Here is a 23064-nt window from a genome sequence, read left to right on the forward strand (position 1 = left end):
GCGCCTCGGCCGTCTACTCGATCGCCAACCCGCTACTCGATCTCCAACTCCCCGCCGGAGCCGCCGGTCTCGCCGTCCTCGTTCCACTCCAGCTCGAACTCGACGCTCAGCTCGCCGGGGCCGTCGGCCGGCCCCTCGCGCTCCACCTTCACCTCGAACGTCGGCCGGGCCGGCGGCTCCATCGTCACCGACTCCTCGCCGCGCGTGAGCGTGATCCCGCTCCCGGACTCCAGCGACTCGACCACGGTCCGGAGGTACGCGGCGATCTCCTCGCGACTCCGGCGGCTCTCCGACTCGAAGAGGACTTCTTCGGGCATGGCCGAACGTACGTCACACCGAGGTATAAACCCGCACGCCGAAAGCGAACGCCCACCGACCGAGAGCGACGACCGCCCTCAGAACCCGTCCTCGAACACGAACGTCCCGTCGCGCTGGACGACCTCGCCGTCGACCTCGATGACGGAGTCCTCGCTCATGTCGACGATCATGTCGACGTGCTCGGCCGACTCGTTGACCTCGTTCTCCTCGCCCACGGTCTCCGGATACGCGGAGCCGACCGCCATGTGGACCGTGTCGCCCATCTTCTCGTCGAACAGCATGTTGTAGGTGAACCGGTCGATCTGGCGGTTCATCCCGATGCCCAGCTCGCCGAGCCGGCGCGACCCCTCGTCGGTGTCGAGGATCCCGGTCAACAGGTCCTCGTTGCGCTCGGCGGAGTGCGAGACTACCTCCCCGTCCTCGAACCGGAGCCGGACCCCGTCGATCTCGCGGCCGTAGCGGTAGAGGGGGAGGTCGAAGTGGACCTCGCCGTCGACGCCGTCGCGGACGGGCGCCGTGAACACCTCGCCGCCGGGGAGGTTCGCCTCGCCGTAGTCGTTGAGCGTCGCGTTGCCGGCGACGTCCAGCGTGAGATCGGTCTCCTCGCCCGAGCGGATCCGGACCTCCTCGGCGTCGTCGAGGATCGCGACCATCTCCTCCTGGAACGCGCGCTGCTCCTCCCAGTCGAGCGAGACGGCGTCCCAGACGAAGTCCTCGTAGGCCTGGGTGCTCATCCCGGCGAGCTGGGCGTGGCTCGCGGTCGGGAACTGCGTGAGACACCACGTCTTCGAGAGGCGCGTCCGCTTGACGTCCTCCATCGCGCGGTTGTAGGCGGCGTTCGTCTCGGGGTCGACGTCGGCGTCCTCGGTCGCGTTCGATCCGCCGCGCGCGATGACGAACACGTCGGCCTCTCGGTACAGCGCGAGCCGGTGATCCGGCTCGGTGAACTCGTCCGAGTTGCGCTTGAACGCGCGCTGGGCGCGCTTCGAGTAGTTGAGGTAGACGGGGTTGGCGCCGCGGTCCCCGCAGATCTCGTGGAGGGCCACCGCGAGGTCCTCGGCCTCGGCCGGCAGCTGGATGACGACGTCGTCCCCGGACTCGATGCCGGTCGAGTGGTCGGCGATGATCTCGGCGTGCTCGCGGATGCGTGCGTCCATACGACACCCTCTCGCCGCGGGGAATTACGGGTTTTGGAAGCGGTCGTCGGCGCGGGAGCGCTACTCGCCCGCGGCGCTACTCGCCCGAGCTTCCGCGGGGCGCGAGCGCGTCGGCCAGCGCCTCGGTGTCGGGAACGGTGAGGTCCGGCTCGTGGATCCACCCCCCGTACGGGTTCTCGTGCCTGTTGAGGAACGCGCCGCGCATGCCGACCGCCTTCGCGCCGACGAGGTCGAACGTGTGCGCGGTCACGAAGGCGACCTCGTGAGGGGCGACGTCGAACGCCTCGCAGGTCAGGTCGTACGACGCCCGATGCGGCTTGTACGCGCCCGCGTCCGCGACCGACACGACGCCGTCCAGTTCGGTCTCGAAGTTGGGACGGACCGCGTCGAGCATGTCGGGGTCGCCGTTCGAGAGACCGACCAGCTTGTAGTCCTCGCCCAGTCGGTCCAGCGCCGCGTCGACGTCCGGGTACGGCTGGAGGGTCTTCCACTGCCGGATGACGGCGCGGACCTCCTCGTCGGGGACGTCGAGGCCGATCTGTTCGAGCCGGTACGCGAGCGCGCGGCGGCTGATCTCCTTGAACGGCGTGTGGGGTCCCGGAATCAGCGAGTCGATCATCGAGTCCCGGAAGTGCATCGCCAGGTACCGCCGGAGCAGGATCTCGGGGTCGTAGTCGCTCCCGTGGTCGTCGAGCAGCGCGCTCAACGCGGGGACCAGCGTCGACTCGCGGTCGAGCAGCGTGTCCCAGAGGTCGAACGCGAGCACTTCGGTCTCCTCGCGGAGCGTCTCCGCAGCGATTGCAGACATATGGCGGCTGTCACACTGCGAGTATGCGTTATCAATCTACGCGTCGCGGAACGGCTGCGCGAGCCTCACGACCGAGAGCGAGGGCCGGAACCGAACGTCCGAAGACCGGAGGCGTCGCCCGGTCGGCGTCGGCGGTCACCCGGTCAGCGCCCACGCGCCGATCAGGAGCAGGATCCCGCCCGCGACCCGGTCCAGCCAGCGGCCGGTCCGCTCGGACCGGAGCACGTCCGCGGCCCCGTCGGCGGCGACGGCCACGACGCCGAGGTAGCAGGCCGTGAGCGCGGCGTAGGTGGCGCCGAGGACCGCGATCGACGTGCCGCCGTCGGCGTCCCCGCCGGCGCTTCCCGCCGCGAATCCGGGGAGGAACGCGAGGAAGAACAGCGCGACCTGCGGGTTGAGGGCGTTGATGAGGAACCCCTCCCGAACGCCGCCGCCCGTCGGCGACGGCCGGTCGCTCTCGGCCGACCGCAGGGTGTCGACGCCGAGGTAGAGGAGGAAGAGCCCGCCGAGGACCTGAACGGCCCGCTCGGCGCCCGGAATGGTCCGATAGATCGCCGCGACGCCGACCGCGACGAGCGCAGTGTGGAACAGGATCCCCGTCGTGACGCCGAGCGCGGCGTGCAGGCCGGCCGTCCGGTCTTCTATCCCGCGGGAGAGCACGTACAGCGTGTCGGGCCCCGGCGTCACGACGAGCGTCGCCGCCGCCAGCACGAACAGGGCGTACGTGGGAGGGTCGACGGCGACGACGGTCATTACCTCGGAGAGCGGACTCCGCGGAGAAAAATCGACCGGCCTGGCCGTGGGCGACGGACCCTCCGCTACGCTCGCGGTTGCGGCGTCGACAGAAATGGGTTGGGGCGGATTTGAACCGCCGGCCTCCTCCATGTCAAGGAGGTGTCATAACCGGACTAGACTACCAACCCGAGGGGGCTTACTGACGCGTTTCGTCGTATCCGGGGGACGTAATTGAACCTTTCGTTTCGAACGGCGACGGCGTGGCGCGGTCCCCCGATCCGGCACCGCTCGCGTGCGGCGGTCGAAGCCGCGGTAACGGGATCTCCGGGCCGGGCCGCGCCCCCGCGACCGGCTTTCGACCGCTTTTACTGGATCGGGGAGAGTCGGTCGGTATGGTCGACCTCGCCGCCCGCACCGACAGGCTCGACGCGTATCTCGACGACCGGGGGCTCGAAGCGGTCTGGTTCGCCAAGCCGAACGGGTTCGCGTGGCTCACCGGCGGCGACAACGTCGTCGACGACGACGCCGACGTCGGGGTCGCGGCCGCCGGCTACGACGGCGCGCTCCGCGTGATCACGGACAACATCGAGGCGGATCGACTCGCCGACGAGGAGGTCCCCGACGCGGTCGCCGTCGAGTCGTTCCCGTGGCACGCCGACTCGCTGGCCGCGGCCGTCGCCGAGCGCTCGCCTTCCCCCGCCGCCGCCGACTTCGACGTGCCGGGATTCGAGCGCGTTGACGGGAGCCGGCTGCGCCAGCCGCTCACCGACGACGACGTCGAGCGCTACCGGGAGCTGGGTCGCGAGGCCGCCGCCGCGGTCGAGACCGTCTGCCGCAACCTCGAACCGGAAGACCCGGAGTACGAGGTCGCCGCCGGCATCGACATCTCGCTCGCCTCCCGCGACGTCGACACCCCCGTGGTGCTCGTCGGCGGCGCAGAGCGCGCGCAGGCGTATCGACACTACACCCCGAGCGACGCGGCGCTCGGCGACTACGCGCTCGTCTCCGTCACCGCCGAGCGGGCCGGGCTCTACGCCTCCCTGACCCGAACGGTCGCCTTCGACGCCCCCGACTGGCTGGAGGAGCGCCACCGCGCCGCGGCCCGCGTCGAGGCGACCGCGCTCGCGGCGACCGAGGCCGCGGCCGCGGGCGACCTCACGGACGGCGGGGACGGCGCGGACGCCCCCGACACCGCCGGCGACGTCTTCGACGCGATCCGCGAGGCGTACGACGCCGTCGGCTTTCCGGACGAGTGGCGGGAGCACCACCAGGGCGGCGCCGCGGGGTTCGCGGGCCGCGAGTGGTTCGCCGCGCCCGGGAGCGACGAACCGGTCCGCCGGCCGATGGGCTACGCGTGGAATCCCACCGTGCGGGGCGCGAAGAGCGAGGACACCCACCTCGTCGCGCCCGACTTCACCGAGACCCTGACGAAGACGGGCCAGTGGCCGACTCACGAGGTCGAACCGGTCGACGTCGACGGGGTCTCGACCGAGCCGCGGGAGCTGTCGGCGCCGGTGATCCGCTGAGGCGCCCTCCTTCGACGCGCGGTCCTCAGTAGACGTACTCGCTCTCGTCGATGCCGACGTAGTCCTTCCTGACGCGCCGCTTGTTCCACTTGTAGCCGAGAATGAGCTTCACCGACTCCCAGCCCGAGCGGTACGGCTGCGCGAGCAGGCCGTCGCCCGCCTCGGCCGCCAGCATGGCGTCGGCGGCGCCGATGATCCGGTTCCAGTCGTCCGGCTCGTAGTCGGCGACCATGTCGGCCATCGTCACGTTGCGGACGATCTCGTTGCCGATCGCCTCCTTCCAGCGCCGGTTGTAGGGGGCCATGTCGCCCGCGGCGGCCAGCTCGCCGGCGATGGCGCCGGTCCGGACCGCGACGTGGTCGCCGCCCTCGTGGAAGGCGGAGGTCGTCCCCATCGCGCCGCCGACGACCGCGACGCCGGCGTCAGTCGGCGAGTCGATCGGGCGCGTCGAGGAGATGGGGTACGTCTCCGTCCCGTTCCGCTTGCCCGCGTCCTCGACGAGCGGGAAGTCCTCCTCGACGTCGTACTCGTCGCCGTACTGCCACTCCAGCAGGCGTCGGACGTACTCGCCGCCCTGTGGGATCGACTCGTCGTCGGGGTCCAACAGGGTGTAGGCGTCCCGGTCGAACTCGTCGATATCGAGGCCGATCGGCATCGTCAGCCCGATCCGGCAGACGCGGTCGGCGTTCGGGAAGATCCACGGGTACGCCGTCTCGCCGGGCATCACGCCCCACCAGAAGACGAGCGCGTCGTTCACCTCCTCGTACACCGCCTCGGGCACCCGCCGGTACTCCTGGTAGGCGATGTGGTTCGCCGTCCGCGACGCGAGGCGGTCGGAGGCGGCCGCGTCCGCGGGGAGGTACTCGTCGAGCACGCGGTTCGTCACGGTGCGCTGCGGGCCGTCGGCGAGCACGAGGAAGTCGGCCCCGACCGACTCGCCGGAGGCGAGTTCGAGCGTGTGCCGAGGGCCCTCGTCTCTCGGGCCCACCGAGAGGTCGGTGTCGACGCCGCGGACGGAGACGCCCGCGCGGTACTCCGCCCCGGCCTCCTCGGCGCGGTCGCGGAGCCAGTCGTCGAAGCGGGCGCGGTGGAAGGTGTAGCCGAACTTGTCGTACGACGAGTCGATGCCGGTGGAGGTGAGCGTCGCCGCCTCGTCCGGCCCGCGGAACTCCGCGCGGGTCAGCTCCCGCTGGACGACGCCGTCGTCGAACTCGTCGGGGTGAATCCCCATGATGTCGACCCAGTAGTCCAGGATTCCCGCGGCGTCCGTCGAGTCGGGGCCGAGCCGGTCGCGGTCGGCCCGCGGCACCCCCTTCTCTAAGACGAGGGCGTCGGCGCCGCCGGTCGCGGCCGCGTGCGCTGCGGAGGCGCCGGCCGGACCGCCTCCCACGATAGCGACGTCTACGCGTTCCATACCCCGTGAGGTAACCCTCCGGCTATTAAATTCACGGTCCCCGACCGGACGAACCGAACGCCTCGCCCTCGGTGGCGGGTCGGACGAGGCCGACGCTCCAGTCGATTGCGACGCGATCGTTCACGGATGTTAATAAGAGTCTCAGCGCCGGAGAGACACGTTTTTAGCCCGCAACGGAATTCCTCCGATACCAATGGCACGAGAGACGTGGGCGACGCGGGCGGGGTTCATCCTCGCCGCGGTCGGCAGCGCCGTCGGGCTCGGGAACATCTGGCGGTTCCCGTTCATCACCGGCCAGTACGGCGGATCGTCGTTTCTGATCACCTACCTGGCGTTCGTCGCGCTGATCGGGTTCCCGGCGATCCTCGTCGAGTTCGTGATCGGTCGTCGGACCGACCGGAATCCCGTCGGCGCGCTCCGGGAACTCGGCAGCGGCGCGTGGTCGTACGCCGGCTGGCTGTTCGTCGTCACCGGCTTCATCATCCTCTCGTACTACAGCGTCGTCGCCGGCTGGTTCCTCCGGTACACTCTCATCGGACTCACCGAGGGGTTCACTATCACCGACCCGGCCGAGGCGGAGGCGCTGTTCGGCACGGTCTCGACCGGCCTCGACACGCTCCTCTTTCACGCCGTGTTCATGGCGCTCGTCATCGGCATCATCGCCGCCGGCGTCAGGCGCGGCATCGAGCTGAGCGTGAAGGTCATGGTGCCCGCCATCCTGGTGTTGCTGCTGGGGCTGGCCGCCTACGGATTCACCCTCGACGGCGCGAGCGCGGCGTACGGGTACTACCTCTCGCCGGACTTCGGAACGATCGCGGCGAACTGGACCGAGATCCTGCCCGCCGCCGCCGGACAGGCCTTCTTCACCCTCTCGCTCGGGATGGGCGTGATGATCACCTACGCCTCCTACCTCGGCGAGGACCGGAATCTGGCGGCAGACGCCGGCATCATCGCCGCGCTCGACACGCTCGTCGCCGTCCTCGTCGGGTTCGTCGTCTTCCCCGTCCTCTTCACGGTCGGGATCGAGCCGGGCACGGGCGGGCCAGGCGCGATCTTCGTCAGCCTCACCTCGGCGTTCGCCGGGATCCCCGGCGGCCGAGTCATCGGTGTCGTCTTCTTCGCGATGGTCGGGATCGCGGCGCTCTCCTCGGCGATCAGCATCCTCGAGGTGCTCGTCTCCTACCTGATCGACGAGCTCGGCGTCGCTCGGCTCCCGGCGTCGGTCGCGCTCGGCGTCGCCGTCTTCCTGCTCGGCGTCCCGGTGACGATCGACCTGATCTTCCTCGACCTGTACGACAAGCTGGCCGACGGCATCCTGCTCGTGCTCGGTTCGCTGCTGCTCGCGCTGTTCGTCGGCTGGGCGGTTCCCGCCGTCGCCCGCGAAGAGCTGTCGAAGGGGATCGGCGACCTCGGCTGGCTCGGCGACGCGTGGATCTGGGCGGTCCGGATCCCGATCGTGATAGTCGTCCTCGTCTCGCTGTACCTCGGGCTCGTCGACTACGCCGGGTTCCTCACTGGCTCCTTCGCGGAGTGGCTGGCGGCGCGATAAGCGATCCGCGCCGAACGGCGGATCCACTTTTCAGTTCTCTCGTCGCGAGCGGCTCTCTCAGTCGCGCAACAGCGTCGAGTAGTCCGCGATGATCCCGTCGACGCCCGCCGCGGCGAGCCGGTCGGCCTGATACCACGTCTCGACGGTCCAGGCGTTCACGGCGCGTCCCTCGTCGTGCGCGGCCGCGAGGAGGTCCGGCGCTCCGTTCTCGGGTGACTCGCCGAACCGCTCGGCGTCGAAGAACGGCGTCCCTCGGACCGCGTCGATCGGCGGGTGTATCGCGGCCGCGTCGTGCTCGCGGGCGATCGCGAGCCCGTCCGCGATCGACTCGGACATTAGCGGAGCGACCGGCAGCGACGACAGCTCCCGGACCGCCGCGAGCGCCCCTTCGCAGAACGACGAGAACAGGAGGTCGTTCTCACACTTCTCGGCGACGCCGAGCACGCGCTCGACGAACGGCCGCCAGACCGCAGTCCGGTCCGCGAGGGCGTCGTCGTCGAGCTTCTCGTCGGGACGGAGGCCGCGCCGGCCGGGGTTCTTGAGTTCGACGTTCACGCCGACGTCCGAGGGGACCGCGTCGAGGGCGTCGGCGAGGAGGGGGACGGTCTCGCCGCTGTCGAGCACCTCGGCGCCGGTGACGGTCGCGGTGTCCGTCTCCCAGACGACACCGGTCGCGTCGGTGAGCCCCCGGTCGCCGTCGGCACCGGTCCCGGCGCGCTCGCCGCGGCCGGAGAGCTCCGCGTCGTGGACGACGACCACGTCGCCGTCGGCGGTGGGCATGACGTCGACCTCGACCCAGTCGGCTCCGCGGGTCGCGGCACGCTCGACGGCCGAAACGGTGTTCTCCGGAGCCTCCCCGGCGAACCCGCGGTGGGCGATCAGGGTCGGAGTGGGGCAGGTCACGTCGGTCGACTCGTCGTCCGTCTCTCCGTCGTCGGTCTTGGCACCGCCGGTCTCGCCGCGGTCCGCCATCGTCTAACCGCCGTCAGACGTGCTCCTCGTACGGCTGGACGACGACGAACCCGCCGGGGTCGTCGAAGCGCATCTGGTACCGCTCGCCGGACTCCTGTCCGATCATGTCCGAGAGGCTGCGGTTGACCTCGACGCTCGGGGAGGTGCCGCCCCAGGCGACGGTCGCGCTGGGGTCCGTCGCGACCGGCGTCTCCAGGACGATCGGGTCGCCGTGGGTGGTGAGCGCGACGTAGCCCGGTCCCTCGAGGTAGACGTTGCTGAAGCCGCCGGCGAGCGAGCCGGCGAGGCTGTCGATGGCGCTGATCTCGTAGGAGAGGTCCTCCTCGAAGGCGAGCACGTCCTCGCCGTTGACCGTGATCGACTCGTCGGCGTCGAGCTCGACGACCTGCACCTTCTTTCCGTCGTCGGCGAAGTAGACGTGCCCCTGGCCCTCGACGGCCATGATCGGCGTCCCCTCGCCGGTGGCCGCCTCCTTGAGGAAGCCGGTAATTCCGCCCTCCGCGGAGGCCTTCCCGGTGAAGGAGACGTCGCCGGTGTACGCGATCATCGAGCCGGCCTTCGCCATCACGGTGCCACCGACGTCGACGTCGAGGGTGTAGCTGTTCTCGCGCTGGAACGGTTCCGCGCTCTCGGTCGGCGCGTTCTCGGCCGTGAACTGGTCTAGATTCATGTGCGGGGATCGAACCGTCGGGTTCGGCACCGGTAGCGTACTCCGGCATCGGACATGAATGTCTGGGTCGGACCCGGACCCGACCGACCTCAGTAGACGACGAGCGCGAGGTACAGCTGTCCGATCCCGGCGGCGACCATCACGGCGCCGGCGACCCGCTTCAGGGCGCCCGCGTGGGCCATCACGCGGTTGGCGTTCCCGATCAGTCCCACGCCCGTCGCGACGGTCGTCGCGGCCATCAGGACGGCGACCGTGCCGGCGTACACGGAGAGGATCAGGGCGGCGGCGTCGCCGGGGAGCGCGATGGCCCGCGCGACCACGCCGAGGAACACGGGCGCGACGCAGCCCGCGCCGGCCAGCGCGTACCCCGCGCCGAACAGCCCGAACCCGAGGACGCTCGACCGGCGCTTCGGCAGCGGGATCGACAGCGACGGCGCTCGACCGGCGACCACGAGCAGCCCGAAGACGACGAGCAGCACTCCGACGAGCGTCTCGAAGACGGTGATGTTCGACAGCGTCGAGTACCCGATCCGCACCGTCGCGCCCGCGAGCAGCGCGAACGTCGCCAGCACGCCGATCGCGGCCGCGAGGCCGCGCGCTCCCGCCCCGGTCACCGAGGCGTCGTCGGCGTCGACGGAGTTCACGTAGAAGCCGACGTAGCCCGGCAGCAGGGGATACGCGCACGGGGAGAAGAACGTCGCCACGCCCGCGGTCACCGCGAAGGGGACGTTGGTCGCGAGCGAGACGTCGGTCATCGGTCGAGTGCCTTTTGGATTCCCTCGACGAACTCCTCTGTCGTGTGGGTCCCCGACGTCGCCCAGCGGACGCGACCGGTCGCGTCGACAGCGCGTGCGCTCGGGTAGCCGTTAATCGGAAATCTGGCAGCGAGTTCGGCAGTCGTGTCGGCCGCGACGAGCCAATCGCCCTCGTGCTTGCGCCACCAGTTAGCAACAGTTTCCTCGCTGACTACTTCGCCGACGTTTTCGGTCGTTACTGAGACGAACAACACTTCGTCGCCGATCCGATCGTGGGCCTCCGCGAGGGCCGGCATCTGCTCGGCGCACGGGGGACACCACGTTCCGAAGAAGTCGATAAATGTCGGGCGATCAGGAGCCGGAAGGGTCACCTCGCCGTCGCGGCTCCCCGGGGCGTCGACCGTCGGCAGCGTCGTCGGCTCGATCGGTTCGGGCGCGTCCCCGCTCCCGAGCACCTCGGGCGCGCTCCCGGACGCGACGACGCCGGCCCCGCCGAGCGCGCCCGCGCTGGCGAGCCCGGCGAGGAGGTGGCGGCGCCTCACGCGGTGACCACCCGCTCGAAGTCGCTCACGAGCCGCTCGATGTCCGTCTGCGGGCCCCGCGGGTAGGCGCGCTCGACGATCCCCCGCTTATTGGCGAGGATGATCAGCCCGTAGTGGGGGAACTGGTACTCCAGGTTCTCGTACTGGTCGGCGTCCGCCTTCTCGATCACGAGCCCGAAGTTCTCGTCCATCACCTCCTGCCCGCGCTCGTAGCTCTCCGGCCGCAGGAAGTGCCAGTTGCCCGCGTCGAGGTCGACGCCCTGCTGGCCGGCGTACTCGCGGAGCACCTCGGCGGTGTCGCGCTCGGGGTCGAACGTGAGCGCGAGGAAGGCGGACTCGTCGCCGTACCCCTCTTCCGCGGCGACCGCCTGCGCGCGCCGGAGCCGGAGGATGAGCGCCGGACAGACGCCGTCCGGGCAGTTCGTGTAGAAGGAGGTCCAGAGGACGGCGCGCTCGCCCTCGAAGTCGGCGACCGACACCTCCTCGCCCGTGAGCGGGTCCGGGACGGTGAACTCCGGCATCTCGTCGCCGTAGCTCGGGTGGGCCGCCTCGCTCAGGTCGCGCTCCGGCGGGCCGAGGACGGTCCCCTCGGCGCCGCCCGCGCCGAGCACGCCGAGACAGCCGGCTGTCCCGACGGTCGCGCCGACGCCGGTTCCGGCCGCGAGCGACCGCAGATAGGTGCGACGATCCATGTGTCTGTCCGTGTCTACGCGGACGCTCGTAAATGAACCTCGCGGCTGGTGGCACGCGATGAACACAGCCGCGGTCGGTGACGCGCGTCGAATCCGGGCGGCGAGAGCGGACACGTCGCTCGGAACGGTCGTGGTACCACGACCCTCGCAAGCGTTATCCCCGAAACGCCTGTACGTTTGGTTGCAATGGCAAACGGTAAGGTTGACTTCTTCAACGACACTGGCGGCTACGGTTTCATTTCGACTGACGACGGCGATCTCGACGACGACGAGGACGTGTTCTTCCACATGGAAGACGTCGGCGGCCCGGACCTCGAGGAGGGCCAGGAGGTCGAGTTCGACATCGAGTCCTCGCCCAAGGGACCCCGCGCGACGAACCTGACGCGCAACTAACGACTCTACCGCGGACGCCGCGTCCGCACGCACTACCGGACCCCGTCGCCGGTCACCGCGACCGGCGACCGTCCCGTTTTTCGCGCTTATTTCGCCCCGACGAGCGGGACGCTCGGCTACTCGTCTACGCTCGCCGTCGCCGCGATCGACCGTTTAAATACGAGCGCGAGCAACGCGTCTCGTAGTGAGCGATCCGATCCCGACCGGCTGTCGACCGGTCGACGACCTGTTGGGCGGCGGCTTCGAGCGCGGGGTCGTCACGCAGTTGTACGGCCCGCCCGCGGCCGGGAAGACGAACCTCGCGCTGGCCGCGGCGGTCGAGGTCGCCGCCGCCGGCGACCGCGCGCTCTACATCGACACCGAGGGGCTCTCCATCGACCGCTTCGAGCAGCTGGCTGCGGGCCGCGCCGACGACCCCGACGTCGACGACACGGTCGAGGAGATCGCGTCGCGGCTGGTGATCTCGGAGGCGTACGACTTCGACGACCAGCGGGAGGCGGTCCGCGACGCCGAGGAGCTCGCCGAGGAGGTCGAGCTGATCGTGTTGGACTCCGCGACGGGGTTCTACCGACTGGAGCGCGCCGGCGACACTGAGGGCGGCGAGTCCCTCCGAAAGGTCGCCAAGCAGGTGACGCACCTGCTCTCGCTGGCCCGCCGCCACGACCTGGCCGTCGTGATCACCAACCAGGTGTTCACCGACCCGGACTCCGACCGCGACCGCGCGCTCGGCGGCAACACCCTCAACCACTGGACCGGCGCGATCCTCCGCGTCGACCGGTTCCGCGGCGGGAACCGCCGGGCCACGCTGGAGAAACACCGCTCGAAGCCCGCCGGCGACTCCGCCACCTTCCGGATCGTCGCCGACGGGCTCGCCGAGGGCGCGGACGCCTGACCGTCGCGCCGGGCGTGGGAATTAAGCCCTTCCTACCGACCTAATACGTAATGGATAACCGGGCGAGTCGACTCGGACGAGCGACCGTCCTGCTCGTCGTCGCGTGCGTCCTCGTCGCCGCCCTCGCGCCCGCGGCGGTGGCCGGCGGCCTCGGCGCAGCGGCCGTCGACCGCCCGGCGGTCGGCGGCGACGCGTCCCCCGCATCTCCCGCTCCGTCGACGTCGACGTCGACGTCGTCCGGGGCGGCGTCGTCCGACGCCGTGGGCCCCGGACTGCGGTCGGCGAACGGCACCGTCGAACTCGTCGTGCGCTTCGAGGACGACGCCGGGCCCGGCGCGCACCGCGCCGGCGACGGGGGCCGGATCGGAACTGACGAGCTCAAGACGAAGGCCGCGGCCGCGCAGGGCGACTTCGAGCGGTTCGCAGAGCGGAAGCCCGGCGTCACGGTCGAGCGGAGCTCCTGGCTCGCGAACGCGATGCTCGTTACGGTCGACACCGAGAGCGTCGCGGTCGAGCGACTCCTCGACGTGCGCGGCGTCGAGCGCGTTCACGAGAACTTCGAGATGGAACTCGACTCGGCTTCGGCCGCAGGTGGCGGAGCAGCGGCCGGCGGCCCCGGATCCGTCGAGGGCCCTACTTCGGGGTCCGTCTCCGCAACCTCGACCTCGACGAACGCGACGTACGGCGTCGACATGGTGCGCGCCCCCGAGGTGTGGGAGGCGTTCGACGCGAGGGGAGCGGGCGCGACCGTTGCCGTGATCGACACGGGAATCGACCCGAACCACCCGGATCTCACGGTGAGCGGGTGGGCGGAGTACGACACGGACGGGAATCTCGTGAGCGACGACCTCAGCGACGCGTCGGACGGGAACGGTCACGGTACCCACGTCGCCGGGACGGTCGCCGGCGGAAACGAGAGCGGGACGGCGATCGGTGTGGCCCCCGAGGCGACGCTCCACGGTATCAAAGTGTTCGACGACGACGGCGGAAACGCGACGTTCATGCGGGTCGTCGCCGGCATGGAGCACGCGACAGAGGACTCGGACGTCGACGTGCTTCAGATGAGCCTCGGTGCGGACGGATACGCGGACGGGTTCATCGAACCGGTGCAGAACGCTCGCGGCACCGGGAAGATCGTGGTCGTGTCGGCCGGAAACAGCGAAGAAGGATCGTCGAGTTCCCCCGGGAACGTGTACGAGTCGTTCGCTGTCGGCGCGGTCAACGACAGCCGCGATGTCGCCTGGTTCTCCAGCGGCGAGACGGTGAACACGGATGACTGGAACAACGAGACTCTGACCGCCGACTGGCCCGCCGAGTACGTCGTCCCGGACGCGTCGGCGCCGGGAGTGAGCGTGTACTCGTCGACGCCGGGCGGAGGCTATACGGAAAAGAGCGGCACCTCCATGGCCGCGCCGCACGTCTCCGGCGTCGCGGCGCTGATGATCTCGTCGACGTCGAGAAACGTTTCTGACGAGGTGATCTATGACGCGATCAGGAGTACCGCGAACCACCCCGACAACGCGACGGAGCCGGACACGCGATATGGGACCGGGATCGTCGACGCCTACGCAGCCGTCTCGTCGACGAGGCCGTTCTACAATGTGACCGATCTAGACTCACCTCCGATCGCCGAGCGAAACGGAACGATCAACGCGACGGCAAACGTGACGAACGTGGGTCGAATAAGCGGTGAAAATCGAACTGTCGAACTCCGCCTGACCGATCCGGCGAACGAGAGCGACGTCCGGGTGCTTAACGCGACGGACGTCTCGCTCGGCGCCGGAAACACCGCGACCGTTTCACTCGACGGGACCGTCCCGAGCGACTTCGGGACCGGCGAAACGACGGTCGAAGTCGCGTCGGCCGAGGACAACACCACCGCGGCGACCCGGGTCGCAGACGCAGTCGGCACGGTGAACGGCACCGTGACGGACGCGGAGACGAACGCGACGCTTCCCGCGGTCGACGTGGTCGTCCGAAACGACACCGAGGCGGTCGCCGAGACGACGACCGACGAGAACGGGACCTACCGCGTCGACGTGCCGGCGACCAATCTCACTGTCACCGCGAGCAACGCGACGTACGCGCCCGCGAGCGAGACGGTCGAACTGAACGGTAGCGGCGACGCCGCCACCGCGAACCTCTCGCTCGCGCTCCGAAACGGGACGCTCGCCGGGGTCGTGAACGCGAGCGACGACCTCGATCGTCCGTCGAACCCGACGGTGACGGTCAGGAACGAGACGGACGCGACCGTCGCCGCCATCGACGCGGCGGACGACGGGTCGTACGCGGTGGATCTCCGGCCCGGGTCGTACGACGTCACCGCGGAGGCGCCGGACTTCCGCCCGGACGCGCGAACCGACCTGACGATCGATCCCAACGCGACCGCGGATCCGGGGCTCGCGCTCGATCCGAGAGCGGCGACGCTCTCCGGAACGGTGACGAACGAACGCAGCGGCGACCCGGTCGCCGGTGCGACCGTGTCCACCGGGTCGACGTCCACCGACACCGGAACCGCCGGGAACTACTCGCTCGGGGTCGACCGCGGGGAGCGGACGGTGACGGTCTCGGCCGCCGGGTACGCCGAGTCGTCGCGGACGCTCGCGCTCGCGGCGAACGAGTCGCGCGAGGAGAGCGTCTCGCTGAGCCCGACGGCGGTGTTCGAGGTCACCTCGATCTCCGGGCCGGACGAGATCGAACGGGGGTCGAGCGGCGAGTTCTCGATCGACGTCCGAAACGCGGGCCGAGCGGCCGGGAACGTCACCGTGAGCGCGTCCGTCTCGCCGAGCGGGACGGCCGATCCGGCGTCGCGGTCGCTCTCGGGCGTCGAGATCGACGCGACGCGATCGACGACGACCGCGGTCTCGATCGACGAGGGCGCGTCGACCGGTCGGTACGACGTCACCGCATCGACGGGGAACGACACCCGAACGAAGTCGTTCGACGTGATCAGCGGCGAGGACGACGGCGGGAGCACAGATAGCGGCGATGGAGGCGGCGGAGGCGGCGGGGGTGGGGGTGGCGGCGGAGTCAGCGGGGGTGGCGGGGGCGGTGGATCCACGACACCTGCTGACGAGGAGGAGACGGGCGAGACCGACGGAATCGCGAACGAGACGGCGGAACCGACGAACGGGACGGCGGAACCGACGAACGAAACGAGCCGTCTGACCAACGAATCCGGCGTCCCTCCGAACGGGACGACCGAACCGACCGACGAACGGGAGCCCGTCGACGACGGGTCGTCGGACGACGGCGGCGGAGGAGACGGGACGGACGCGGGCGGCGGCACGAACGAGTCCGACGGCGACGACGGGGAGGGGACCGACGAGCCCGGCGCGCCGGACGACACCTCGGACGACGAGGCACCCGGTTTCGGGCCGGTCGCCGGGATCGCTGCGCTGCTCGCGGCGACGCTGCTCGGGAGACTTCGCGCCGGGAACGGCTGAGGATCGGCCTCGGGAATCCGTCGTCGAGACGGAAAACGAAAAGACGCGCGAAAAAAGCGCCGGAACCGCCGAACCCGCTATCGGCTCACAGCTCGCCGAGCTTGCGGAGCAGCTGGCCGCGGTACTCCTCGTCGGCGTTGACGCCCTTGATCTCGAGGACGTTGCGCTCCAGCTTGTCGAGCGCGACGTGGAAGGCGTGTTCGGCGCCGTACCCCTCGCCGGAGCCGCCGACCTGGCCCTCGTTGGTCCGGAGGCGGATCTGACACTGGATCAGGGGCGTGCCGCGGAGCTTCTCCTTGTGCGCGTGGAGCCGGACGTGCGCGTGGATGACGTGCATCGCGGCGTACTTGTCGGCGACCTGCTCGATCGACTCGACGATGTGCTCGCGGGTGGTCGTGTCCAGCAGGTCGACGTTGGTGATCTGGACGTCCATCGAGTCCTGCTCGGTGAACGTGAGCGCGCGGAGCACGTCGGTCTTCGTCACTATCCCGGCGACGGTGTCTGCGCCGTCCGGGGTGACGACGAGCCCGGAAACCTCGTTGTCGAACATGCGCTCGACGACGGCCTGCGCGGTCTCGTCGGCGGTCGCGGTGACGACGGGGCTCGACATGATGTCGTAGACGGGGATGTCGAGCATCCGGTCGATGTCGCCGGCGCGGTCGCCGCTGCCCTGCCGTTCCTGGTCGCGGACGACGAACTCGACGATGTCGTTGGTGGTGACGACGCCGACAAGTCGGCCGTCCTCGTCGAGGGCCGGGAGCCGGGAGATCCCGTTCTCGCGGAGGCGGTTGATCGCGCGGCCGACGCTGTCCTTCTCGTTTATCCCGATGACGTCCTCCGTCGCGACCTGCGCGACGGTGATCGCGTCGAGGCTGTCGAGGACGGCCTCGAGGATCTGGTCGACCGTGACGATCCCGTAGAGCTTCTCGCCCTCGTAGACGGGCGCGATCTTCACGTCGCCCTCGACGAGGAGGCGGGCCGTCTCCCGCACGTCCTCGTGGCGGTCGACGGAGGGCGCGGGCTTCATCACGGCCGACACCTTCGTGTCGTCCTCCATGCGCGAGCGCATGAGCTGCTTCTCCCCGACCACGCCGACGTACTCGCCGTCCTCGGTGACGACGATCCCCTTCGGGTTCTCGCGCTCGAAGATGGACCGAACCTTGGCGAGTCGCGTGTCGACGTCGACCTCGACGTATTCCGGCACCGCGATATCAACGATATTCATATCCAAGTCGAGGGTTGGTCGCGCCGGGTATTGAAAGTGCGGGAGGCGTGCTCGCCGGTGAGAGCGCCACCCCCTTCGGTGGTGTCAATCCTAATTCATTTCCGCCCGGACAGCGAAGGAAAATACCGCGATCCGCGGCGACCGGAACCGGTGAAAGCTTTTTGCCGGTTACTCACGGAGGGTGGGTCGTGTACGACGCCGTCGTCCTCGACAAGGACGGGGTGCTCGTCGGACGGACCTCGTTCGACACGCTCCGGGAGGCCGCCTGGGACGCGTTCGTGAGCCTCGGCGTCGAGGACCCCGACCTGGCCCACGTCGACGACGTCGCCGTCGGCGTCGACCCCGCGACGCTGACCGACATCTGCGAGCGGTACGGGATGGAGCCGGCGGAGTTCTGGCGCGTCCGCGACGAGACGGCCTCGGCCGCCCAGATCGACGCCGCCCGGAAAGGTCGGAAGACGCCGTACGAGGACGTCGACGCGCTCCGCTACCTCGACGCCCCGCTCGGCGTGGTCTCCTCGAACCAGCAGGCGACCGTCGACGCCGTCCTCGATCACTTCGACCTCGCCGGGCGGTTCGAGGTCGCCTACGGGCGCGAGCCGTCGATCGCCAGCCTCTCGCGCAAGAAGCCCTCGCCGTACTACCTCGAACGCGCCTTGGAGGACCTCGGCGCCGAGACGGCGCTGTTCGTCGGCGACAACGAGTCGGACGTGCGCGCCGCCGACAACGCCGGCATCGACTCCGCGTTCGTCCGGCGCCCGCACCGCCGCTCCGCGGAGCTCTCCTGCCAGCCGACGTACGAGATCGACGACCTCCACGACCTCGTGAGCATCTGCGGGCGGGCGCCCGTCCGCTCCGACGCGGAGCGCGACGAACCGGCCTGAATCCCGTCCGCCGCGGGAAGCCGGACCTTTTTGTCTCGGTCGGGCCCAGCGTGGCACATGGACCTCCCGCCCGTCGGTCTCGGCACGATGGGGATCGACGACCCCGACGCGGTCGCGACCGCGCTCTCGGTCGGCTACCGCCACCTCGACACCGCCCGGATCTACGGCAACGAGGCGGTCGTCGGCGCGGGGCTCGCGGCGGGACCGGCCGACGGCGACCTCGACCGCGAGGACGTGACGGTCGCGACGAAGCTGTGGATCGACGACCTCGCCCCCGGCGACGTCGGCCCGGCCGCCCGCGAGAGCGCCGACCGGCTCGGCGTCGAGGCGATCGACCTGCTGTACGTCCACCGCCCGCGGGGCGACTACGACCCGGCGGCGACGCTGCCCGCGCTCGACCGGCTGGTCGACGAGGGGCTCGTCCGGAACGTCGGCGTCTCGAACTTCGAGCCGGACCAGTTGGACCGCGCTCTCGACGTCCTCGACGCGCCGCTCGCGGCCCACCAGACAGAGCTGCATCCGCTGTTCTACAGGCCCGAACTCCTCGCACACGCCCGGCGACACGGCTACGACGTGGTCGCCTACTCGCCGCTGGCCGGCGGCCGGGTGCGCGAGGTCGACGCCGTCCGGTCGGTCGCCGAGGCGCACGGGGCGACGCCCGAGGCGGTCGCGATCGCGTGGGCGACCGCGAAGGAGCCGGTCGCCGCGATCCCGAAGGCGTCGAGCGAGCGCCACCTCCGCGCGAACCTCGCGGCCGCCGACCTCGACCTCGCTCCGGACGAGGTCGCCGCGATCGACGCGGTCGAGCGCGAGGAGGAGCTGTTCCCGGAGTGACGTCCGACGCCGAATAATACAGGTTCGTGTATACTCTCGGGCGTCATATAGGTGAGATCGACACGATCCCGCGTCACTTTTGTATCGCCTCGCTCTCGGTTCCGGTATGACCGAGAACACGGACGCCGCCGACGGCGACGGGGTCCCCGCCGGCGACGCGGACGCGACGACGATCATCGACGGCGAGGCCGTCGCGGCCGACGTGCGCGCGGACGTGACCGCGCACGTCGAGACGCTGGAAGCGGCGGGCGTGACGCCCGGACTCGCCACCGTCCTGATGAGCGACGACCCCGCGAGCGAGACGTACGTCTCGATGAAACAGCGCGACTGCGAGGAGGTCGGTATCGAGAGCGTCCACGTCGAGATCGACGCCGACGCCCCCGCCGAGGAGCTGTACGACACGATCGACGACCTCAACGAGCGCGACGACGTCCACGGCATCCTGGTTCAGCTACCCGTTCCCGACCACGTCGACAAACGGAGCGTCCTCCGGCGGATCGCCCCCGAGAAGGACGTCGACGGCTTCCACCCGGAGAACGTCGGGCGACTCGTCGCCGGCGACGCCCGGTTCAAGCCCTGCACCCCCCACGGCGTCCAGAAGCTCCTCGCGGCGTACGACGTGGAGACCGAGGGCGCCGACGCGGTCGTCGTCGGCCGGTCGGACATCGTCGGGAAGCCGATGGCGAACCTCCTGATCCAGAAGTCGCCGACCGGCAACGCGACCACGACGGTGTGTCACTCTCGGACCGAGGACTTGGAGGGGAAGCTCGCGGACGCCGACATCGTGATCGCCGCCGCCGGCATCCCGGAGTTCGTCGACGGCTCGATGCTCAAGCCGGGCGCGACCGTGATCGACGTGGGGATCAACCGGGTCGACGCCGAGACGGAGAAGGGGTACGAGCTCGTCGGCGACGTCGACTACGAGTCGGCGAGGGAGGTGGCGGGCGCGATCACCCCGGTCCCCGGCGGCGTCGGGCCGATGACGCGCGCGATGCTGCTTTATAATACGGTGAAGGCGGCCGGACTGCAGCACGATGTCGCGGTCGATCTGGACTGAACCGGGAAGGCGGTCGGTCTGAACCGCGGCTCGCTCAGCCGGATCGCGATCCGCTCAGTCGTCGTCGCCGGCGGCGCGGTTCCGGATCTCGATCCGGCCCTCGATCTCGGGGTCGATCCCGTGCTCGCGGGCGTAGGCGGCGAGCACCTCGTACTGGATGTCGGCCTCGTCGATCCGGTGGCGCTGCGCGAGCGTCGGGTACTCGTGTTCGGAGTGGAGGAGGTACTCCGAGACCGCGACGGTGTAGCGCGCCTCGGGGTCGATCGGCTCGCCGCCGACGGTCGCCTCCATGATCAGCTCCGCGTCGGCGTCCCAGACGATCTCGGCGTTCGAGACGTGGCCGTGCCACCAGTCGTCCTCCCCGAAGTCGACGTCGGGCGCGGCCATCTCGCGGAGTATCTCGAGGAGCTCCGCGCCCGTGACCGAGGCGAGCGCCACGGGCTCCTCGAACGGGATCAGGCTGATCAGGTCGGCCTTCGTCACCGCGCCCGCCCACGGGTCGCCCTGCCGGAGCCCGCCGGCGTTCGAGAGCCCCACGTCGGCGTCGTGGGCCCACCGGAACGCGTCCGCGACGAAGTTGCCGACGCGGCACTCGCCGCCGTGGACGACCTCGCCCGTGCGCTCGATCGGGTTTTCGACGACGTCGACGGTCTCGTCGAGGTCGGCCGCGGCCATCCGCTCCGCGAGGGCGTCGGCCAGTCCCGGCGCCGGCGTCGCCCCGTCGGGCTCGTGGAGCGTCGCGTCCGGGACGGACGGCCCCAGGTCGACCTCGGCGACCGCCTCGCCGTTGACGCCGGGGCGGACGATCCGGGTGCCGGCGACGACCTCGTTGCGCCGGCTGTGGACGTGGCCGCCGAGGATCGCGTCGACGTCGAGCGCCCGCGCGAGGTCGTCGTCGCCCGCGCCGAGGTGGGAGAGGACCACGGCGTGATCGAGCGCAGTGGCGTCCTCCCCGCTCCCGCGCTCGGCGACCGCGGTCCGCATCTCGGCGAGCGCGTCGCGCGCGGCGGCGACCGGGTCGTCGAACGAGAGCTCGGCGGCCATCGGATTCAGCGAGTCGGTGGCGGGGTCGGTGACGCCGACGAAGCCGACCGCGGCCCCGTCGACCTCGCGGGTCGCCCACGGGACGACGCCCGCCTCGCGGCCGAAGGGCTCGCCCGCCTCGTCGCGGACGTTCGCGGAGACGAACGTCGCCGGGGCGTCGGCGACGAGCCCGCGGAGCGCGTCCGGCCCGTAGTCGAACTCGTGGTTGCCGAACGTGTCGAGGACGGTGCCGGTGGCCGCGTAGAAGTCGACGACCTGCCGCCCGCTCGCGACCAGCGAGAGGACGCCCGGCGCGGTCGTGTCGCCGGTGGCGACGACCGCGGCGTCGGGGCCCGAGAGCGCCCGGATCCGGCCGGCGAGGCGGGCCGCCCGCTCGGGGGCGTCGAAGACGTTCTCGATGTCGGAGTAGTGAACGAGACGGACCATTCGATGCCCGACCGGAGGGGCGAGCGACGCTTAAGAAACGCGGAGTCCGACGGGACCGGCGCTCCGGGGTCGCCGAGGGCGCTCCTTCGGGCCCGAGGAGCCGCTTTCCGACCCGTGACTCCCGCTCGCACACGCGAGGGACATTGAAAGCGCTTTTATGGACGTCCGGACTACGTCGGGTCACAGCCTCTGTGGGGTTGATGATGTGCCGTTCCGTTAGGGACCGGCCACGGGACGGACACGCGAGCCCGCACGGAGGACAGGTGAACAACATATGCCCGTTTACGTAGACTACGAAACCCCAGCCGACCTCGCCGAGCGATCGCTCGAGGCGCTCGAGGTCGCCCGAGACACAGGTACCGTGAAGAAAGGAACCAACGAGACCACCAAGGCCGTCGAGCGCGGCAACGCCGACCTCGTCATCGTCGCGGAGGACGTCTCCCCCGAGGAGATTGTCATGCACCTCCCCGAGCTCGCCGACGAGAAGGGGATCCCGGTCGTCTTCGTCGACACGCAGGACGAAGTCGGTCACGCCGCGGGCCTCGAGGTCGGCTCGGCCGCCGCCGCCGTCGTGGACGCCGGCGACGCCGAGGACGACGTCGAGGACATCGGCGAGAAGGTCGCGGAGCTCCGATAACCACCCATGAGCGCAGAAGAGGGCACCGGCGACTCGACCACCGCCGAGGTGATCGAGGTCGTCGGCAAGACCGGGATGCACGGCGAGGCCATGCAGGTCAAATGCCGCATCCAGGAGGGATCGAACCAGGGCCGGATCATCACCCGGAACGTCCTGGGCCCCGTCCGCATGGGCGACGTGCTCCAGCTCCGGGAGACCCAGCGCGACGCGGACTCCATCGGAGGGCGATAACCAATGGTCGAGACACGCACCTGCGACTACACCGGCGAGGAGATCGAGCCCGGCACGGGCACGATGTACGTCAAGAAGGACGGACAGATCCTCCACTTCGTCGACTCGAAGGCGGAGAAGAACTACTTCCTCGGCCGCGAGGCGCGCGACCTCGAGTGGACCGAGGAAGGGCGCGACCACGGTGGCGAGTAGATGAGCCACCACGACGAGCGCACCTTCGTGATGGTGAAGCCGGACGGCGTCCAGCGCGGCCTCATCGGCGAGATCGTCTCCCGCTTCGAGGAGCGCGGCCTGAAGCTCGTCGGCGGCAAGTTCATGCGGATCGACGAGGAGCTCGCCCACGACCACTACGGTGAACACGAGGGCAAGCCGTTCTTCGACGGCCTCGTCGAGTTCATCACCTCCGGCCCCGTCTTCGCGATGGTGTGGGAGGGCGCCGACGCGACCCGGCAGGTCCGCGCGATGGTCGGCGAGACCGACCCCGCCGAGTCCGCCCCGGGCACGATCCGCGGCGACTTCGGCTTAGACCTCGGCCACAACGTGATCCACGCGTCGGACCACGAGGACGAGGGCGCCAACGAGCGCGAGATCGACCTCTTCTTCGACGAGGACGAGCTCGCCGACTACGGCCTCGACACCGCCGCGTGGGTGTACGAGGACGAGCAGCACTGAGGACGCGCCTCCCGCGTTCCCGCTTTTCGACGCCCGCGAGAGCCGGGAGCGGCGGCTCCGTCGACACACCGCGTTTCCGATGAACGACCGTCAACGTTCCCGCGGAGTCGTGCGGTTCTCCTGTCAGCGAAGTATATAAACCGTCGCGGCGATCGGGTGGCAGTCGAACCGACGATCGGGCGTCG

Annotated in this window: 24 protein-coding genes and 1 tRNA gene; 12 read left to right on the forward strand and 13 right to left on the reverse strand. The window is 70.2% G+C overall.

Annotated features, from left to right (window positions below):
* Nucleotides 1-32: 32 nt before the first annotated feature.
* From B4V04_RS11000 to B4V04_RS11020, 5 genes are all read right to left on the reverse strand, one after another.
* Nucleotides 33-317, reverse strand: a complete 285-nt coding sequence (locus B4V04_RS11000; protein WP_498231597.1) for an amphi-Trp domain-containing protein — start codon at nucleotides 315-317, stop codon at nucleotides 33-35.
* A gap of 78 nt (nucleotides 318-395) precedes the next feature.
* Nucleotides 396-1475, reverse strand: coding sequence for an aminopeptidase (locus B4V04_RS11005; RefSeq protein ID WP_498231599.1), 1080 nt, complete (start codon nucleotides 1473-1475; stop codon nucleotides 396-398).
* A 76-nt stretch (nucleotides 1476-1551) separates the two neighbouring features.
* A complete protein-coding gene (locus B4V04_RS11010; RefSeq protein WP_498231601.1) occupies nucleotides 1552-2283 on the reverse strand; it encodes a haloacid dehalogenase type II in 732 nt (243 codons plus the stop codon).
* A 135-nt stretch (nucleotides 2284-2418) separates the two neighbouring features.
* Complete coding sequence (locus tag B4V04_RS11015; RefSeq protein WP_498231603.1) at nucleotides 2419-3036, reverse strand: LysE family translocator; 618 nt, start codon at nucleotides 3034-3036, stop codon at nucleotides 2419-2421.
* A 95-nt stretch (nucleotides 3037-3131) separates the two neighbouring features.
* Nucleotides 3132-3206: transfer RNA gene (locus B4V04_RS11020), tRNA-Val, on the reverse strand.
* A gap of 204 nt (nucleotides 3207-3410) precedes the next feature.
* On the opposite strand from B4V04_RS11020, the gene B4V04_RS11025 reads away from it, so the two are divergent.
* Nucleotides 3411-4544, forward strand: a complete 1134-nt coding sequence (locus B4V04_RS11025) for a M24 family metallopeptidase (protein WP_498231605.1) — start codon at nucleotides 3411-3413, stop codon at nucleotides 4542-4544.
* A gap of 25 nt (nucleotides 4545-4569) precedes the next feature.
* Here the strand turns inward: B4V04_RS11025 and B4V04_RS11030 are convergent, their stop codons facing one another.
* Nucleotides 4570-5958, reverse strand: coding sequence for an NAD(P)/FAD-dependent oxidoreductase (locus B4V04_RS11030; RefSeq protein WP_498231607.1), 1389 nt, complete (start codon nucleotides 5956-5958; stop codon nucleotides 4570-4572).
* Nucleotides 5959-6151: 193 nt separating this feature from the next.
* Between B4V04_RS11030 and B4V04_RS11035 the strand changes: the two genes are divergently transcribed.
* On the forward strand, nucleotides 6152-7507 hold the full coding sequence (locus B4V04_RS11035) for a sodium-dependent transporter (protein ID WP_498231609.1): 1356 nt from the start codon (nucleotides 6152-6154) through the stop codon (nucleotides 7505-7507).
* A gap of 57 nt (nucleotides 7508-7564) precedes the next feature.
* On the opposite strand, the gene B4V04_RS11040 is transcribed toward B4V04_RS11035, so the two are convergent.
* From B4V04_RS11040 to B4V04_RS11060, 5 genes are all read right to left on the reverse strand, one after another.
* Nucleotides 7565-8479 carry a glycerophosphodiester phosphodiesterase gene (locus B4V04_RS11040; RefSeq protein ID WP_498231611.1) on the reverse strand — a complete coding sequence of 305 codons (915 nt, stop codon included), beginning with the start codon at nucleotides 8477-8479 and terminating at the stop codon, nucleotides 7565-7567.
* Nucleotides 8480-8492: 13 nt separating this feature from the next.
* Nucleotides 8493-9149: an AIM24 family protein gene (locus B4V04_RS11045; protein WP_498231613.1), complete on the reverse strand. Its 657-nt coding sequence runs from the start codon at nucleotides 9147-9149 to the stop codon at nucleotides 8493-8495.
* 89 nt (nucleotides 9150-9238) lie between these two features.
* Nucleotides 9239-9904: a cytochrome C biogenesis protein gene (locus tag B4V04_RS11050; protein ID WP_498231615.1), complete on the reverse strand. Its 666-nt coding sequence runs from the start codon at nucleotides 9902-9904 to the stop codon at nucleotides 9239-9241.
* Nucleotides 9901-10446 carry a TlpA family protein disulfide reductase gene (locus tag B4V04_RS11055; RefSeq protein ID WP_498231617.1) on the reverse strand — a complete coding sequence of 182 codons (546 nt, stop codon included), beginning with the start codon at nucleotides 10444-10446 and terminating at the stop codon, nucleotides 9901-9903. Before B4V04_RS11055 ends, B4V04_RS11050 begins: the two co-directional genes overlap by 4 nt.
* Nucleotides 10443-11138, reverse strand: coding sequence for an SCO family protein (locus B4V04_RS11060; protein WP_498231619.1), 696 nt, complete (start codon nucleotides 11136-11138; stop codon nucleotides 10443-10445). Before B4V04_RS11060 ends, B4V04_RS11055 begins: the two co-directional genes overlap by 4 nt.
* 186 nt (nucleotides 11139-11324) lie before the next feature.
* On the opposite strand from B4V04_RS11060, the gene B4V04_RS11065 reads away from it, so the two are divergent.
* The 3 genes from B4V04_RS11065 (at nucleotide 11325) to B4V04_RS11075 (ending at nucleotide 15869) form a co-directional block, all read left to right on the forward strand.
* Nucleotides 11325-11531 carry a cold-shock protein gene (locus tag B4V04_RS11065; protein WP_004046191.1) on the forward strand — a complete coding sequence of 69 codons (207 nt, stop codon included), beginning with the start codon at nucleotides 11325-11327 and terminating at the stop codon, nucleotides 11529-11531.
* A gap of 184 nt (nucleotides 11532-11715) precedes the next feature.
* The gene (gene radB / locus B4V04_RS11070) at nucleotides 11716-12423 is read left to right on the forward strand and encodes a DNA repair and recombination protein RadB (protein ID WP_498231621.1); all 708 of its coding nucleotides are present in this window, start codon (nucleotides 11716-11718) and stop codon (nucleotides 12421-12423) included.
* Nucleotides 12424-12473: 50 nt separating this feature from the next.
* Nucleotides 12474-15869, forward strand: a complete 3396-nt coding sequence (locus B4V04_RS11075) for a S8 family serine peptidase (protein WP_498231623.1) — start codon at nucleotides 12474-12476, stop codon at nucleotides 15867-15869.
* An 85-nt stretch (nucleotides 15870-15954) separates the two neighbouring features.
* On the opposite strand, the gene B4V04_RS11080 is transcribed toward B4V04_RS11075, so the two are convergent.
* On the reverse strand, nucleotides 15955-17094 hold the full coding sequence (locus B4V04_RS11080) for a CBS domain-containing protein (RefSeq protein WP_498231624.1): 1140 nt from the start codon (nucleotides 17092-17094) through the stop codon (nucleotides 15955-15957).
* A 188-nt stretch (nucleotides 17095-17282) separates the two neighbouring features.
* Here B4V04_RS11080 and B4V04_RS11085 point away from each other — a divergent pair, with 188 nt between their 5' ends.
* The 3 genes from B4V04_RS11085 (at nucleotide 17283) to B4V04_RS11095 (ending at nucleotide 19869) form a co-directional block, all read left to right on the forward strand.
* Nucleotides 17283-17978 (forward strand): HAD family hydrolase, encoded by a 696-nt coding sequence (locus B4V04_RS11085; RefSeq protein ID WP_498231626.1) that lies wholly within the window; start codon nucleotides 17283-17285, stop codon nucleotides 17976-17978.
* Between the two features lie 57 nt (nucleotides 17979-18035).
* Nucleotides 18036-18812, forward strand: coding sequence for an aldo/keto reductase (locus tag B4V04_RS11090; RefSeq protein WP_498231628.1), 777 nt, complete (start codon nucleotides 18036-18038; stop codon nucleotides 18810-18812).
* 106 nt (nucleotides 18813-18918) lie between these two features.
* A complete protein-coding gene (locus B4V04_RS11095; protein WP_498231630.1) occupies nucleotides 18919-19869 on the forward strand; it encodes a tetrahydrofolate dehydrogenase/cyclohydrolase catalytic domain-containing protein in 951 nt (316 codons plus the stop codon).
* 54 nt (nucleotides 19870-19923) lie between these two features.
* Here the strand turns inward: B4V04_RS11095 and B4V04_RS11100 are convergent, their stop codons facing one another.
* Nucleotides 19924-21339, reverse strand: a complete 1416-nt coding sequence (locus tag B4V04_RS11100) for a bifunctional metallophosphatase/5'-nucleotidase (protein ID WP_498231632.1) — start codon at nucleotides 21337-21339, stop codon at nucleotides 19924-19926.
* Nucleotides 21340-21613: 274 nt separating this feature from the next.
* Between B4V04_RS11100 and rpl7ae the strand changes: the two genes are divergently transcribed.
* The 4 genes from rpl7ae to ndk are packed head-to-tail and all read left to right on the forward strand — an operon-like array spanning nucleotide 21614 to nucleotide 22879.
* Nucleotides 21614-21976, forward strand: coding sequence for a 50S ribosomal protein L7Ae (gene rpl7ae, locus B4V04_RS11105; protein ID WP_144797830.1), 363 nt, complete (start codon nucleotides 21614-21616; stop codon nucleotides 21974-21976).
* Nucleotides 21977-21982: 6 nt separating this feature from the next.
* Entirely contained in the window at nucleotides 21983-22207 is a 225-nt protein-coding gene (locus B4V04_RS11110; RefSeq protein ID WP_004046478.1) for a 30S ribosomal protein S28e, read from the forward strand.
* Nucleotides 22208-22210: 3 nt separating this feature from the next.
* Nucleotides 22211-22399 carry a 50S ribosomal protein L24e gene (locus B4V04_RS11115; RefSeq protein WP_092565766.1) on the forward strand — a complete coding sequence of 63 codons (189 nt, stop codon included), beginning with the start codon at nucleotides 22211-22213 and terminating at the stop codon, nucleotides 22397-22399.
* On the forward strand, nucleotides 22400-22879 hold the full coding sequence (gene ndk / locus B4V04_RS11120) for a nucleoside-diphosphate kinase (RefSeq protein WP_498231633.1): 480 nt from the start codon (nucleotides 22400-22402) through the stop codon (nucleotides 22877-22879). It abuts the gene before it with no gap.
* The last annotated feature ends 185 nt before the right edge of the window (nucleotides 22880-23064 follow it).

The sequence above is a fragment of the Halorubrum sp. B52 genome, from assembly GCF_059752555.1.

Bases quoted from the DNA above. Each gene is read 5' to 3' on its own strand.
- B4V04_RS11000 (WP_498231597.1), bottom strand. From the start codon at position 317: ATGCCCGAAGAAGTCCTCTTCGAGTCGGAGAGCCGCCGGAGTCGCGAG.
- B4V04_RS11005 (WP_498231599.1), bottom strand. From the start codon at position 1,475: ATGGACGCACGCATCCGCGAGCACGCCGAGATCATCGCCGACCACTCG.
- B4V04_RS11010 (WP_498231601.1), bottom strand. From the start codon at position 2,283: ATGTCTGCAATCGCTGCGGAGACGCTCCGCGAGGAGACCGAAGTGCTC.
- B4V04_RS11015 (WP_498231603.1), bottom strand. From the start codon at position 3,036: ATGACCGTCGTCGCCGTCGACCCTCCCACGTACGCCCTGTTCGTGCTG.
- B4V04_RS11025 (WP_498231605.1), top strand. From the start codon at position 3,411: ATGGTCGACCTCGCCGCCCGCACCGACAGGCTCGACGCGTATCTCGAC.
- B4V04_RS11030 (WP_498231607.1), bottom strand. From the start codon at position 5,958: ATGGAACGCGTAGACGTCGCTATCGTGGGAGGCGGTCCGGCCGGCGCC.
- B4V04_RS11035 (WP_498231609.1), top strand. From the start codon at position 6,152: ATGGCACGAGAGACGTGGGCGACGCGGGCGGGGTTCATCCTCGCCGCG.
- B4V04_RS11040 (WP_498231611.1), bottom strand. From the start codon at position 8,479: ATGGCGGACCGCGGCGAGACCGGCGGTGCCAAGACCGACGACGGAGAG.
- B4V04_RS11045 (WP_498231613.1), bottom strand. From the start codon at position 9,149: ATGAATCTAGACCAGTTCACGGCCGAGAACGCGCCGACCGAGAGCGCG.
- B4V04_RS11050 (WP_498231615.1), bottom strand. From the start codon at position 9,904: ATGACCGACGTCTCGCTCGCGACCAACGTCCCCTTCGCGGTGACCGCG.
- B4V04_RS11060 (WP_498231619.1), bottom strand. From the start codon at position 11,138: ATGGATCGTCGCACCTATCTGCGGTCGCTCGCGGCCGGAACCGGCGTC.
- B4V04_RS11065 (WP_004046191.1), top strand. From the start codon at position 11,325: ATGGCAAACGGTAAGGTTGACTTCTTCAACGACACTGGCGGCTACGGT.
- B4V04_RS11075 (WP_498231623.1), top strand. From the start codon at position 12,474: ATGGATAACCGGGCGAGTCGACTCGGACGAGCGACCGTCCTGCTCGTC.
- B4V04_RS11080 (WP_498231624.1), bottom strand. From the start codon at position 17,094: ATGAATATCGTTGATATCGCGGTGCCGGAATACGTCGAGGTCGACGTC.
- B4V04_RS11090 (WP_498231628.1), top strand. From the start codon at position 18,036: ATGGACCTCCCGCCCGTCGGTCTCGGCACGATGGGGATCGACGACCCC.
- B4V04_RS11095 (WP_498231630.1), top strand. From the start codon at position 18,919: ATGACCGAGAACACGGACGCCGCCGACGGCGACGGGGTCCCCGCCGGC.
- B4V04_RS11100 (WP_498231632.1), bottom strand. From the start codon at position 21,339: ATGGTCCGTCTCGTTCACTACTCCGACATCGAGAACGTCTTCGACGCC.
- rpl7ae (WP_144797830.1), top strand. From the start codon at position 21,614: ATGCCCGTTTACGTAGACTACGAAACCCCAGCCGACCTCGCCGAGCGA.
- B4V04_RS11110 (WP_004046478.1), top strand. From the start codon at position 21,983: ATGAGCGCAGAAGAGGGCACCGGCGACTCGACCACCGCCGAGGTGATC.
- B4V04_RS11115 (WP_092565766.1), top strand. From the start codon at position 22,211: ATGGTCGAGACACGCACCTGCGACTACACCGGCGAGGAGATCGAGCCC.
- ndk (WP_498231633.1), top strand. From the start codon at position 22,400: ATGAGCCACCACGACGAGCGCACCTTCGTGATGGTGAAGCCGGACGGC.